The organism is Pseudomonas sp. Ps21-P2, assembly GCF_039672565.1.
Lineage (GTDB): Bacteria > Pseudomonadota > Gammaproteobacteria > Pseudomonadales > Pseudomonadaceae > Aquipseudomonas.
Genome location: NZ_JBDFPL010000001.1, coordinates 331,663 through 345,316, shown reverse-complemented (window position 1 = coordinate 345,316; position 13,654 = coordinate 331,663). Strand labels below are relative to the sequence as shown.

The 13,654-nt window shown below is 61.7% G+C and carries 11 protein-coding genes; 6 read left to right on the top strand and 5 right to left on the bottom strand.

Going from position 1 to position 13,654, the window contains the following annotated elements:
* Nucleotides 1–111: 111 nt before the first annotated feature.
* A complete protein-coding gene (locus tag ABEH28_RS01465; protein WP_346627820.1) occupies nt 112–549 on the bottom strand; it encodes a hypothetical protein in 438 nt (145 codons plus the stop codon).
* 110 nt (nt 550–659) lie between these two features.
* Between ABEH28_RS01465 and ABEH28_RS01460 the strand changes: the two genes are divergently transcribed.
* Nucleotides 660–1,106, top strand: a complete 447-nt coding sequence (locus ABEH28_RS01460) for a universal stress protein (RefSeq protein ID WP_192172363.1) — start codon at nt 660–662, stop codon at nt 1,104–1,106.
* A 66-nt stretch (nt 1,107–1,172) separates the two neighbouring features.
* On the opposite strand, the gene ABEH28_RS01455 is transcribed toward ABEH28_RS01460, so the two are convergent.
* Nucleotides 1,173–3,083 (bottom strand): ATP-binding cassette domain-containing protein, encoded by a 1,911-nt coding sequence (locus tag ABEH28_RS01455; RefSeq protein ID WP_346627821.1) that lies wholly within the window; start codon nt 3,081–3,083, stop codon nt 1,173–1,175.
* A 214-nt stretch (nt 3,084–3,297) separates the two neighbouring features.
* Here ABEH28_RS01455 and ABEH28_RS01450 point away from each other — a divergent pair, with 214 nt between their 5' ends.
* Entirely contained in the window at nt 3,298–5,226 is a 1,929-nt protein-coding gene (locus ABEH28_RS01450; RefSeq protein WP_192172361.1) for a transglycosylase SLT domain-containing protein, read from the top strand.
* A 168-nt stretch (nt 5,227–5,394) separates the two neighbouring features.
* On the opposite strand, the gene ABEH28_RS01445 is transcribed toward ABEH28_RS01450, so the two are convergent.
* Nucleotides 5,395–6,201, bottom strand: coding sequence for an MOSC domain-containing protein (locus tag ABEH28_RS01445; protein ID WP_346628879.1), 807 nt, complete (start codon nt 6,199–6,201; stop codon nt 5,395–5,397).
* 117 nt (nt 6,202–6,318) lie between these two features.
* Nucleotides 6,319–7,245, bottom strand: coding sequence for a chemotaxis protein CheV (locus tag ABEH28_RS01440; RefSeq protein ID WP_192172359.1), 927 nt, complete (start codon nt 7,243–7,245; stop codon nt 6,319–6,321).
* 553 nt (nt 7,246–7,798) lie between these two features.
* On the opposite strand from ABEH28_RS01440, the gene ABEH28_RS01435 reads away from it, so the two are divergent.
* From ABEH28_RS01435 to ABEH28_RS01425, 3 genes are all read left to right on the top strand, one after another.
* Entirely contained in the window at nt 7,799–8,302 is a 504-nt protein-coding gene (locus ABEH28_RS01435; protein ID WP_346628878.1) for a hypothetical protein, read from the top strand.
* A 343-nt stretch (nt 8,303–8,645) separates the two neighbouring features.
* Nucleotides 8,646–9,497, top strand: coding sequence for a sensor histidine kinase (locus ABEH28_RS01430; RefSeq protein ID WP_346628877.1), 852 nt, complete (start codon nt 8,646–8,648; stop codon nt 9,495–9,497).
* A complete protein-coding gene (locus ABEH28_RS01425) occupies nt 9,494–10,156 on the top strand; it encodes a response regulator transcription factor (protein ID WP_282371892.1) in 663 nt (220 codons plus the stop codon). The genes ABEH28_RS01430 and ABEH28_RS01425 overlap by 4 nt, the downstream gene beginning before the upstream one ends.
* A gap of 49 nt (nt 10,157–10,205) precedes the next feature.
* Here the strand turns inward: ABEH28_RS01425 and yegS are convergent, their stop codons facing one another.
* Nucleotides 10,206–11,114 (bottom strand): lipid kinase YegS, encoded by a 909-nt coding sequence (gene yegS / locus ABEH28_RS01420; RefSeq protein WP_192172356.1) that lies wholly within the window; start codon nt 11,112–11,114, stop codon nt 10,206–10,208.
* 455 nt (nt 11,115–11,569) lie between these two features.
* Between yegS and ABEH28_RS01415 the strand changes: the two genes are divergently transcribed.
* The gene (locus ABEH28_RS01415) at nt 11,570–13,021 is read left to right on the top strand and encodes a mannose-1-phosphate guanylyltransferase/mannose-6-phosphate isomerase (protein WP_346628876.1); all 1,452 of its coding nucleotides are present in this window, start codon (nt 11,570–11,572) and stop codon (nt 13,019–13,021) included.
* The last annotated feature ends 633 nt before the right edge of the window (nt 13,022–13,654 follow it).

Below are 13,654 nucleotides of genomic sequence, written 5' to 3'. Positions count from 1 at the left end.
CGGCGAGCGGCATTGCACCGCACTGCACAAGAATTACGGCCTGCCTGGCCAACCCCGGCCCGATGTTGTTATCGGGCTTTTTAATGCCCGCGATTCGGGCATCGGGACGGCTTACGCCAAGGCCTTCAGCACCGCTGCAATGTGCTGCAATACTTCGGGCTCGCCGCGCTCGGCCCAATACAGGGCAATCAACTGCTTGCCCGCCTCCACTTTGTAGACGTCCGCCGGCAGCGTCTTGAACGGCTCGAGCAGGCGCGGATCTTCACACGGCTCGCGCCACTGGTTAACCCACACGCCCGGCTCCATCTGCCAGTACACCCAGACATCGGGCGCCCGCGCGGTACGCGGCCGGTGATACTGCGGGCACGGACTCGGTGGTTCGGTCGGCAACCAATGCGGCCACTCCTGGGGGATCAGCTGCATCGCCAGCCCCATGCGCCGCGCCTGCATGCGCATGGCCATTCTGCCGCTCTGCGAGCGCGAGGGGCGCAGCCAGACCAGCGGACTTAAAACCACCGCAATGATTGACAGGATGATCCACACCGTCATATTTGTACGCCCCCCGCGGCGGCTGGCTGCTGGCGGACCACATCGGCGTGCCAGAGGCGCGTGAAAAGAGCCATAATCAAAACCATCGCAAACCTCAGAAGGAACACCCCATGTCCTATGAACATATCCTGGTAGCCGTGGACCTCACTGAAGAGTGCGATCCGGTTATCAAAAAAGCCATGGCGCTGGCGTTGGCCGGCCACTCCAAGCTTTCGCTGGTGCACATCGTCGAACCTATGGCCATGGCGTTCGGTGGCGATGTCCCGATGGACCTGTCGCAGCTGCAGCAACAGCAGTTCGATCAGGCCAAGGAAAAGCTGGAAGCGCTGAAACGCAAATACCCCGACGTAAAGACCGGCGACAGCCATTTGACCTACGGCCAGCCGCGTCAGGAAATCCACAACCTGGCGAAGGAACACCACGTTGATCTGATCGTTGTCGGCAGCCACGGTCGTCATGGCCTGTCCCTGCTGCTCGGTTCTACTGCCAACGACGTGCTGCACGGCGCGCCGTGTGACGTGCTGGCAGTGCGCCTGATCAAGCGCCCGGAGAAATAAGCGCGCCAATGCAAAAGCCCGGTCCTTGAAAAAGGGCCGGGCTTTTTTATTGCTACAGCTTAGCGATCACTCGTCCAGCTCGGCCCAACGCTCAAGGAGTCCGTCCAGTTCGCCTTGCAGGCTTTCCAGCTGCGCCATCACGGCTGTGGTTTGCTCCGCAGGACGCTGATAGAAACCGGCCTCGGCCATCTCGGCACTGAGCGCAGCCATTTGCGCTTCAACGCTGTCGATCTGCGCAGGCAGCGCTTCCAGCTCGCGTTGCAGTTTATAGCTGAGCTTCTTTTTGGCGACCGGCATTTCGGCCGCCGCGACCGGTGCTGCCTGAACCACGGCAGTGGCCAGCTCGGACTTGCCGGACTTGCTGTCGGTGACGCCCAGCAGACGCGGCGAGCCGCCCTGGCGAATCCAGTCCTGATAGCCACCGACGAATTCGCGGACCTTGCCCTCGCCTTCGAACACCAGGGTGCTGGTGACGACGTTGTCGAGGAATGCCCGATCGTGGCTGACCATGAGCACGGTGCCCTTGAAGGTCAACAGCACTTCCTCAAGGAGCTCGAGGGTCTCGACGTCAAGATCGTTGGTCGGTTCGTCGAGGACCAGCAGGTTGGCCGGTTTGCTGAACAGTTTGGCGAGCAGCAGACGCGCGCGCTCACCGCCCGACAACGCCTTGACCGGCGTCCGCGCCCGCTGCGGGCTGAACAGGAAATCGCCCAGGTAGCTGAGGACGTGGCGGCTCTGGCCGTCGATGTCGATGAAGTCGCGCCCTTCGGCCACGTTGTCGATCACGGTCTTTTCCAGATCGAGCTGGTGACGCAACTGGTCGAAGTAGGCGACATCCAGACGGGTGCCGACTTCCACTTTGCCGCTGGTGGGCTGGAGGTTGTCGAGCATCAGCTTGAGCAGCGTGGTCTTGCCGGTACCGTTGGCGCCGAGCAGACCGATGCGGTCTTCGCGCTGCAGGACCATGGAGAAGTCCTTGATCAGCATCGGGCCGCCCGGGTGAGCGAAGCTGACGTTGTCGAGCACCATCACCTGCTTGCCGGATTTGTCTGCCGTGTCGAGCTGGATGTTGGCCTTGCCGGTGCGTTCGCGACGGTCGCTGCGTTCGACGCGCAATGCCTTCAGGGCGCGCACGCGGCCTTCGTTACGGGTACGACGGGCCTTGATGCCCTGACGGATCCACACTTCTTCCTGGGCCAGGCGCTTGTCGAACAGCGCGTTGGCGGTTTCTTCCGCCGCGAGCATGGCTTCCTTGTGCACCAGGAAGCTGGCGTAGTCGCCGTCCCAGTCGATCAGGCCGCCACGGTCGAGTTCAAGAATGCGCGTGGCAAGGTTTTGCAGGAAGGACCGGTCGTGGGTGATGAACAACACCGCGCCCTGGAATTCCTTCAGTGCTTCTTCAAGCCAGGCGATGGCGCCGATGTCGAGGTGGTTGGTCGGTTCGTCGAGCATGAGCAGATCAGGCTCGGAGACCAGCGCCTGGGCCAGCAACACGCGACGACGCCAGCCGCCGGACAGTTCGGCGAGGGTCTTGTCGGCCGGCAGTTGCAGACGGCTGAGGGTGCTGTCCACCAACTGCTGCAGGCGCCAGCCGTCACGGGCTTCGAGATCCGACTGCACGTGCATCAGCTTGTCGAGGTCTTCGGCGGTGACGATGTTCTGGCTGAGGTGGTGATACTGGGCAAGCAACTCGCCGACGCCATCGAGGCCTTCGGCAACCACGTCAAATACGGTACGGCCGTCAGCGACGGGCAACTCCTGGGGCAGCTCGCCGATCTTGAGGCCCGGCGCCCGCCAGACATTGCCGTCGTCGGGCATCTGAATGCCCTTGACGAGCTTCAACATGCTGGACTTGCCGGTGCCATTGCGGCCAATGATGCAGACCCGCTCACCACGGGCGATCTGCCAGGACACCTTGTCCAACAACGGCATGGCGCCGAACGCAAGGGACACATCGCTGAATTTGAGCAGGGTCATGAGCTTCTCCAAAAACCGGGCGCGCATTCTACCTGAGATAACCCGGCAGATGGGCGGCTAATCGATGACAGGACGTCGTCCGGACCCGGTGGTCGGCCGATTGCAGGCCGGGGTTTGTTTCCATCTATCACGACGGACGAGGCAGCGCTTCAACCCGCGCGGGCAACAGGCTAAGCTAGCCGCACTTTTCACGATGCATCTGCACGGAAGTCTCATGCGCAGTCGTTTCTTCAGCCTTTTGTCCTGCCTGCTTCTGTCGGCCACCGCTGCCCAGTCCGTCCAAGCGGTCGATCTCACCACCCAACGCCAATATTACGATGAAGCCAAACGGGCTTTGGCCAAGGGCGACGGCGGCCCTTATCGTACGTACGCCGCTGCGTTGGCGGATTACCCCCTCGAACCCTACCTGGCCTACGACGAACTCACCGCCCGCCTGAACAGCGCGAGCAACGAGGAAATCGAGAAGTTCTTCGCCGAGCATGGCGACCTGCCGCAAGCCAACTACATGAAGCTGCGCTGGCTGCGGCTGCTGGCTTCGCGCGGTGACTGGCAGCCCTTCGTCAAGTATTACGACCCCAAGCTGAATTTCGTCGAGCTCGACTGTTTGTATGGCTCGTATCAGCTCAGCCACAACCAGCGCTCGGAAGGCTATGCCAACGCCGAGAAGACCTGGATGACCGGCAAGACGCTGCCGGCAGCCTGCGATACGTTCTTCACCCAGTGGGCGGTCGAGGGGCAGTTGACCGAGCAGAAACGCTGGCAGCGCGCCAAGCTCGCCGCGCAGGTGCGCAACTACGCGCTGGCCAATCAACTGGTCAACAGCATGACCACCCTCGCGCCCCAGGGCCGTTTGCTGATCGCCGTCGCGCAGAAGCCGGAAATGGTCAACAACCAGGGCCAGTTCATGCCAGCCGACGAGGCGATGTCCGATGTGGTCGGGCTGGGGCTGCGTCGCCTGGCCAAGCAGGACCCGCAGCGGGCCATGGAGCTGCTCGACAGCTACGCGCCGGTGCTGCATTTCTCCCACGAGGAACAGGTGCAGATCGCCAAGGAAATCGGCCTGACCCTGGCTCGCAGTTATGACGGCCGCGCCCTTGAGGTCATGACCAAGTACGACCCGGACCTGCGCGACAACACCGTCACCGAATGGCGCCTGCGCCTGTTGCTGCGGCTCGGTCGCTGGAGCGATGCGTACGAGCTGACCCGTCGCTTGCCCCAAGACCTCGCGACCACGAACCGCTGGCGTTACTGGCAGGCCCGCTCTCTCGAGCTTGCTCAGCCCAACAGCCCGTTGCTTCCGGGGCTGTACAAGGCGGTCGCGAAGGAGCGTGATTTCTACGGCTTCCTTGCCGCCGACCGCACCCAGACGCCGTACATGCTCAACAACAAGCCGCTGGTGATGAGCCAGGCGCTCATGACCAAGGTGCGCAACACACCGGGCGTGCGCCGCGCGCTGGAGTTCTATGATCGCGGGCAGATCGTCGACGGCCGTCGCGAGTGGTACCACGTCACCCGGCGTTTCAGCCGGGACGAAATGGTCGCCCAGGCCAAACTGGCGTACGACATGCACTGGTATTTCCCGGCCATTCGCACCATCAGTCAGGCGCAGTACTGGGACGATCTCGACATCCGCTTCCCGATGGCCCACCGCGACACCCTGGTGCGTGAAGCGCAGGTTCGCGGGCTGCATTCAAGCTGGGTGTTTGCGATCACCCGTCAGGAAAGCGCGTTCATGGATGACGCCCGCTCTGGCGTCGGTGCCGCAGGCCTGATGCAACTGATGCCTGCGACCGCCAAAGAGACTGCGCGCAAGTTCAGCATTCCCCTGGCCTCGCCGGCCCAGGTGCTCGATCCGGACAAGAACATTCAGCTCGGCGCCGCTTATCTGAGTCAGGTCCATGCGCAGTTCAACGGCAACCGGGTACTGGCTTCGGCGGCGTACAACGCAGGTCCGGGACGTGTGCGTCAGTGGTTGAGGGGCGCCAACCATCTGGCCTTCGACGTCTGGGTCGAGAGCATTCCGTTCGACGAGACCCGCCAATACGTGCAGAACGTGCTGTCGTACGCGGTGATCTACGGCCAGAAGCTTAATTCCCCGCAGCCGCTGGTGGACTGGCATGAACGGTTCTTTGATGATTTGTGAGGCTGCGAGGTCGTAGGACCGGCTTTAGCCGGGAAGACATCGGGCTGCACGGCGGAGATCGCGGCGTGACTGCCGGCCTCTTCCCGGCTAAAGCCGGTCCTACAGTGCGAATCGAGTGCATTTTGTAGGACCGGCTTTAGCCGGGAAAGCGTAAGAGCAAGCGCTCAATCACTCGAGCACTTCAACCTCCATTCCCACCTCGACCAGCCCTGGGCCATCGCTCACCAGGTTCTGGCCAAACCAGATCTCCCCTTCTCGCTCGCGATAGGTCTTCAGTGTGGTCATCGGTTCGCGATCCGCGCTGCGCTCACCGGTTGCCGGGTCGATCGTCGTCAGGATGCACCGCGAGCACGGCTTTAGCACCCGCAGTTCAACGCCGCCAATTCGAATCCGCTTCCAGTCATCCTCGGCGAACGGTTCAGCGCCGGACACCACCAGATTCGGGCGAAACCGCAACATTTCCAGCGGGCGACCCACCTTCTGCGACAAATCCTCCAGCGACGACTGCCCGATCAGCAACAGCGGAAAACCGTCAGCGAACCCGACCCTGTCTTCCACCGTCCCGTAGCCTGAAGGCAGCCAGCGAGCGCGCTCTTTCGGCACGTGCACCAGCCGCGTCGGCTTGCCCACCAGGGCGCTGACCCAACGCGCTGCGTCCTCGCCGGCGTCCGGCACCCGAAAAGTGTCGCGCCAGATCGTGATGCCGCGCAGATTGGCCTCTTCATCGACCGGCACCGGCACATCCAGACTGCCCAGGCCCGGCGCCGACAGCTTCACCCCATCGCCCTTCCACAGCACCGAGAGCTGCGACATCTGCGGCAGCGCGCGCTGGCTGTAAAAGCGCCCACTGGCTTCATCCACCAGCATCCAGCGACGATCGCCACTCATGCCCAACTCATCGAAACGGGCCTGCTGCAACGTCTCGGCCATGCAGGATTTGAGGGGGTACCGATACAGTGCGCTGAGGTGAAACATGTACGCGTCCTTATGCCAGAGCGGAAAGCCACCACTCTATACGAGACGCCGGAAAACCAAGCGGTACAGATGCAAAAAAGCCCCTCCATACAGCAAGGGGCTTGAAACAGAACCGGATCAGTTGTCGAGCATGAGCCGCTCGCGGACCACGTCGACCAGCTTGTCCGGCTGGAATTTGGAGAGGAAGTTATCGCAGCCAACCTTCTTGACCATGGACTCGTTGAAGCTCCCGGACAGCGAGGTGTGCAGCACGACATAGAGGCCGCGCAAGCGTGGGTCGTTACGGATTTCCGTGGTCAGGCGGTAGCCGTCCATTTCCGGCATTTCGGCGTCGGTGAAGACCATCAACAGCTTGTCGGTCATGACTTCGCCGGTGTCTGCCCAGCCCTTGAGCATGTTCAGGGCTTTCAACCCGTCGCGGGCAACGTGCATCTTCACGCCGAGCTGACCCAGGGTGTCACGCAACTGCGAGAGCGCCACGTTGGAATCGTCCACCAACAGCACTTCGCGGCCAATGGCCCGGGCGAGGACCGGATCTTCCAGCTTGTCGCGGGAGACCTTGGCACTGTACGGCACGATCTCGGCGAGGACTTTCTCCACGTCGATGATCTCCACCAACTGGTCATCGACCTTGCTGATGGCGGTCAGGTAATGCTGACGCCCGGCGCTGGTCGGTGGCGGCAGAATCGCCTCCCAGTTCATGTTGACGATACGGTCGACGCCGCCCACCAGGAACGCCTGAACCGAGCGGTTGTATTCGGTGACGATGATTGTGCTCGAAGGCCCCGGCACCAGCGGACGCATGCCAATGGCCTGGGACAGGTCAATGACCGGCAGGGTCTGCCCGCGCAGGTTGACCACGCCGCACACGAACGGATGACGCTGGGGCATCAGTGTCAGCTTGGGCAGTTGCAGGACTTCCTGCACCTTGAATACGTTGATCGCGAACAACTGTCGGCCGGCCAGGCGGAACATAAGGATTTCCAGGCGGTTCTCACCTACCAGCTGTGTACGTTGGTCTACTGTGTCGAGAATGCCAGCCATCTGTTGCTCCTGGAGCAGGGTTCAAGTAAGTCCGCCTACCCTGTATCGGCAGCCCCATGACAGACCTTAATCGGGATAGAAACGCGCGTCGCGCCTTTGATATCACAATAACATCACCGCAGCCCCATCGACAGACCCGAGCGCTGGCAGACCGGCGAACGGCGCGGCTTTCAGATGCGCGGCCCGATGACCACTCAGTGCAACCTGCCACCGCGAGTAGGGGTAACCCCTAAGGGCAATCGGGGCGAACCTGATATTCGGCTTTTCCAATAGTCATTACTGTGACGCCCTTCTCGTAAATGAATGGAGTCAGGCATGCGGTTGCGCTCGCGGAAGTTTCCCCACTACTCGCCGGAACCCTTGCGAAGGACCCTTCTCTTGAGGCCTGTGTGCAGATGATCGTTTCACGCGTTCATGCTGATCACGCCACCCTGCCCGGCCATTCGCAACAATCAGAAACGCCCTACAGACTTTCCAGTGCCTTCAACATTAACTTTGGGCCACTCGCCCCACGCGACCTGACGTCGCCATTTGTGAAGAGTGGAGATTGCACATGCTGAACGGCAATGAATGGCAGCAGTTGCACGCAGAGTTTCTCAGCGATACCCAGACACTCATGTGCCGCGCCGATGAATGCCTCAGTCATCTGGAATTGATCAGCGATGATGGTGACGCGATGGAATGCCTGCTCACCACATTGCACCACCTTGCCGGCAAGGCAGACACCCATCGCGTGGAAACGGTCTGCGGTTTCGCACGGCAGTTGCGTTATCTCCTTTACTTCGCCAGCGCGGCCGGCCACTTGCAGCCAGAGGCATTGCCCACGCTCAAACGCTGCTTTGAGCTGATGGCCTGGCAGCTTGAACTCATCGACCCCCACACCGGATCGCTGGCGCTGGACGACAGCGAGCAACGCGGTTTGCTGGACGCATTCGCCTGCCAGTGCGGGGTGGGCAAGCCGGACAATAACGTCGCCGCCAATCCGGGCTGGTCGGTCAATCCCGGGCAGCGCGACGTGCTCGCCGCCAGGCACGCCGATCACAGTGAAACGCGATGAATGGCTGCTGATTTCCTGAACACGCACCCGCATTCCGGACTTGAAAGCTGACTGAACGGACAACCGGCTCTGTTGTTGGTGTGAGTCGGGTTTCAACCTCAGCCCTTAATAACGCCGACAATTAAGGTACTATCGGCGCGCTCGAAAGAGCGCTTCAACCAGCACTTTTTCTGTCCATTCGACGAGTCGTTCGAACACGCTGTACCCATACAGAGGAAGTACAGCATTGTGTTTTTCGCAATGCCCTTTCAAATGGCCTGGCAGATCCGTCAGGTGTAGACATCCATTATCGATGGCTTCATCCGCTATGCATGGCAGCAGCAAATTCCCTGGCTTTCTGCGAATGAACCCCGGCAGCACCATTCGCTGGGCAGCCCTGCTGTGCCTGGCGACCACGGGCTGCAATGTGATCGCGTACCTGGCGAGCGGCGCTCTGCCGCTGGAGCTGGCCATCGTCAACGGGCTGGTATTTGCGGGCCTCTGTTACAGCATGACCCGCCCGAACCGGACCATTCAGTTCCAGCCCAAGGAACTCGCCGATCACATGCTGCAGGTTCAGGAAACCGAACGTCATCGCCTGAGCCGCGAGCTGCACGACGACATCGGCCAGATGCTCACGGCAGCAAAAATGCAGAGCGACTGGCTGCAGCGCCGCGCCCCGCAGGAGCTGCACGCGCAGTGCACGATGCTCATCAACACCCTTGATGAAACCCTGGCGAAGGTTCGCGACCTGTCCGCCATTCTCAACCCCCGACAGCTCACCAGCCTGGGACTGGAAGCCAGCCTGCGCGCGCATTTGCTGCGCACGCTGTCAGCCACTTCCGTGCAGTGGAGCCTGGAATGCCAGCAGCGCCTGGACGGTATTCCCGAAGAGATCGCGGTGGCGGCATTCCGCATTACCCAGGAAGCCGTGACCAATATGCTGCGCCACGCCCAGGCGCAAAACCTGCGCGTGCAACTGCAGCGCCGACCGGAAGGGTTGTGGCTGAACATTCGCGATGATGGTAAAGGCTTTGCGCCTGCGCTGAGCCCCGCCGGTGAGGGGCAGCGCGGTATGGCGGGCATGGCCGAGCGCGCGAGCTTGTTGGGGGGAGAATTGAACGTCGCCAGCAAGCCCGGGCAAGGCACTTGCATTCAGGCATTGTTTCCGTGGGCGCCGCGTGTCCGCGGACGCGCTGAAGGCAGCAAGCCGTGAGTGTCTGCAACGTACTGCTGGTGGACGATCACGCGCTGATCCGCGCCGGTGTCCGCGCGCTGGTGTCGGACATCCCGGGTTACGCTGTCATCGGCGAGGCCAGCAATGGCCATCAATTGCTGGAAATGAGCCTGCAGCTGGGACCCGACATCATTCTGCTCGACATCTCCATGGGCGACAGCGACGGGCTGGACGCGTTGCAACGCCTGCGTCAGACGCTGCCGGACAGCAAGGTGCTGATTCTGTCGATGCACACCGAGCCATGCCTGATCATGCGCGCGCTGGCGTGCGGCGCCCACGGTTACCTACTTAAAGATGCAACCGCCAGCGAGATCGAACACGCGCTGAACGCCCTGCGCGATGGCGAACGCTACCTGAGCCCGGCCATCGCTCACACGGTGATCAGCCAGGCATTGGTCAGCAGCCAGATGACGCCCGTCGAACCTGCGGAAGGTCATAACCTCACCGCCCGCCAGCTGGAAATCCTGCGGCTGGTGGTAAGGGGCACCTCAACCCGCGAGATCGCCGGCGGCCTCGGTCTGAGCGTCAAAACGGTGGAAACCCATCGCGCGCAGATCATGAAACGGCTGCACATCTACGACGTGCCTGGGCTGGTGCTGTTCTGTGTGAGGGAGAGAATCATCAGCCTGGATGACTGATGGCGTCAGATGAGCGTGCGGTCGCGGCTCACCTGACGGTTGTTGATGCTCAGGCGAGTTGTCGCGTCTGCCCCAGCAAGGGCGAATGCGACGGCAGGTGCACACGCAACGCGCCTGCTCGCGCCTCGAAACGGGTTGCTTCGCCGCTCAGCGGTTCGCCGTCGAGGTTGATATTCAGCCCCTGCGCCGACTTGAGCTCGACCCACGGCAGCCGCGCGCGGACGAACATGTTGTCGAGGCCCAGACCGCCTTCGAGCAGGCTCTTCAGCGTGCTTACCACCTCCTGGGGCGCTGGCAGAATGCTGATGTCCAGCAGGCCGTCATCGGCGAGGGCTTCCGGGCACAACGGATGGCCGCCGCCCGCCTGACGACCGTTGCCGATCCCCAGCGCCAGCATCTCGCCCTTCCAGTGAAAGTCCGGGCCGGTAAATTCGCCATAAGCCGCTTTCAACTCGCTGAAACGCGTAAGGCCGGTGAACAGATACGCCGCACCACCGAGGATCTTTTTCAGGTCTTCGGAGGTGTTGGCGGTGACCTGGCTGCCAAACCCGCCGGTGGCCATGTTGAGGAACATCTGACCGCCCACCGCACCCATATCAACCGCACGCGCCGGGACATCCAGCAGGTCGAGGGCCTGGTCGGGTTCCAGCGGCACACCCGCCGAACGGGCGAAATCATTGGCCGTGCCCAGAGGCATGATCACCAGACTGGCGTCGACTTCAGACAGCGCCAGCGCCTCCGCCACGTCGCGCAATGTGCCATCGCCGCCACCGGCGATGATCTGCCGATGACCGGCCTCCAGACCCTCACGTACCAGGCGCTGGGCATCGCCCGCTTCCCAGGTCACGCGCACGTCCAATTCCCAGCCGTGTTTGCGCTTGCGCGCCACCGCCTCGCGGACATCCTCATTGAGCGCCTGCTTGCCGTGAAGAATCAGTAATGCCCTGCGCGCTGCCATGTCCCTTCCTTTTGCGTGTTCGAGTTGATGCGTGATGTGTTGACCGCGCGTGCTGCAAAAAAAGCCCGGTGGATGAAAAATCTTTTAACCCGGCGTCCTCGACAAGAAACGCTTTGGCATTCACCCGGACACGGCTGAAGTTGGATGTCAGCCCGCTCAGTGATGGCAAAAAGCCTTGAATGGCAGGGACTTACGCGCGCCGGCCTTGCCACCGCTTTGAGTTCACCTACGGGCAATGCCGAGTTGCCGGGGGTTTACGCCCCGTAAATAGGGGACGAGAGGCGTTAATTCCGCGTTACAGCCCCTTGAAATGCGCGGGCGGAAAGCGCCTAATCGACAAATAATTGGCTAATTCGCCCGAATACTACGATAAAGTCATTAAATTGACTTTTCTCGGAATGATCGGGAATGCAGCCCCAGTCATTGATTCATGGATCGAAGAGGCGAGAAACCCCATGCAACTGATTCCCTGCATTATCGCTGGCGGCGCCGGCACCCGGCTGTGGCCTGTTTCACGGGAGGCGATGCCCAAACCCTTCATGCGCCTGCCGGACGGCGAAAGCCTGCTGCAGAAGACCTTCAATCGCGCCAGCCAGCTGGACGGCGTCGAAAGCGTCCTCACCGTCACCAATCGGGAAGTGTATTTCCGCACCGTCGATGACTACCGGCTGCTGAACACGCACCAGTTGGCGCTCGAGTTTCTGCTCGAGCCGTTCGGCCGCAACACCGCACCGGCCATCGCCGCCGCGGCGCTGCACGTTCAGGAGCGCTATGGCGACGACGCGCAGCTGTTAATTCTGCCGGCGGACCAGTTGATCACTGACGTTGCCGCGTTCGAGGCCGCCGTCCAGAGCGCACGCAAACTGGCCGACGAGGGCTGGCTGGTGACGTTCGGTCTGATCCCGTCCCGCGCCGAAACCGGTTTTGGCTACATCGAGAAAGGCCAGGCCCTCAGCAGCGAGGCCTATCAGGTCGCGCGCTTCGTCGAGAAACCCGATGCCGTGACCGCCGAGGACTATCTCGCGGGCGGTCTGCATTTGTGGAACGCCGGGATGTTCTGCATGCGCGTCGATGTGCTGCTCGCCGAGCTGGAAGCTCACGCGCCCGACGTGCTGACCGCCGTGCGCCATTGCCTGGCGCAGTGCAACAGCAAGGAAGGCCGCAACGAGTTGCAGATCGAGCTGGACAGCACGACCTTCGCCCTGGCGCCGGACATTTCCATCGATTACGCATTGATGGAGCATTCGCAGAAGGTGGCGGTGGTGCCGTGCGAGATGGGCTGGAGCGACATCGGTTCGTGGCAGGCCATTCGCGAGCTGAGTCCGGCCGATGAAAATGGCAATCGATGCAACGGCGAGGTGGTGCTGCACGACGTGACCAACTGCTACATCGACTCGAAGAAGCGGCTGGTGGGTGCGGTGGGTCTGGACAACCTGATCATCATCGACACGCCGGATGCGTTGCTGATTGCCGACGCCGATCGCAGTCAGGAGGTCAAGGTTATCGCGCAGGCGCTCAAGCGTCAGGGGCATCCGGCGTACTTGCTGCACAACACCGTGACCCGGCCGTGGGGGACTTACACGGTGCTGGAGGAAGGCAAGCGTTTCAAGATCAAGCGCATTGTGGTGAAGCCGCAGGCGTCGTTGTCGTTGCAGATGCATCATCACCGCAGCGAGCACTGGATTGTGGTCAGCGGCATGGCGCGCGTTACCAATGGCGAGAAGGAGTTCATGCTCGACACCAATGAGTCGACCTTCATCCAGCCCGGGCACACTCATCGGCTGGTCAATCCGGGGGTGATTGATCTGGTGATGATCGAGGTGCAGAGCGGGGAGTATTTGGGGGAAGACGATATCGTTCGGTTTACCGATGTGTATGGGCGGGTGCCTGAAGCAGCCAAGATTTAGGCGTTTCGCAGGTCCACCGCTAGACCCCCGGTGTTGCATACGAAGGTCAAAATCAAGAGCGTCTGCCTAGGGGCAGACTGTTTCGGCTTCGCCGAGTTACTTGGAAAAGCACCCCAAGTAACCAAGGGTGCTTGCTCCTGGTTGGGCCCCTCGTTCCTCGGGGTTCCTTCACTCCGGTCCCGCTCCGTGGGCCCGCCGCCATCCGCCATCCATGGCGGGGGGCGGCTCTCGCGGCATCCATGCCGCTCGGCCCACTCCGCGAGACCTGCGTTCAGCCTGTACCCAAGTCCCGATTTGTGGTGTCTGGGCTTTTTGCGTATGAAGAGCAAGAGCAGATCAGAAGCAGATCAGAAGCAGATCAAGAGCTTCCCGGCTGAAGCCGGTCCTACGAGTACCCGCCGTTTGATCGTTCCCACGCTCCGCGTGGGAATGCATCCCGTGACGCTCCGCGTCATTTCCCCAGGCCCGAATGCGCGTCCTCTAAGAGACGCAGAGCGTCCGGCGCGTCGTTACCACGCGGAGCGTGGGAACGATCAGAAATAGCGGCGGCGACCTCGACTGTAGGACCGGCTTCAGCCGGGAAGCCTTTGCTTTTGCCCTCGATTTTGCTTTTGATCTTCGTACGCAAAAAGC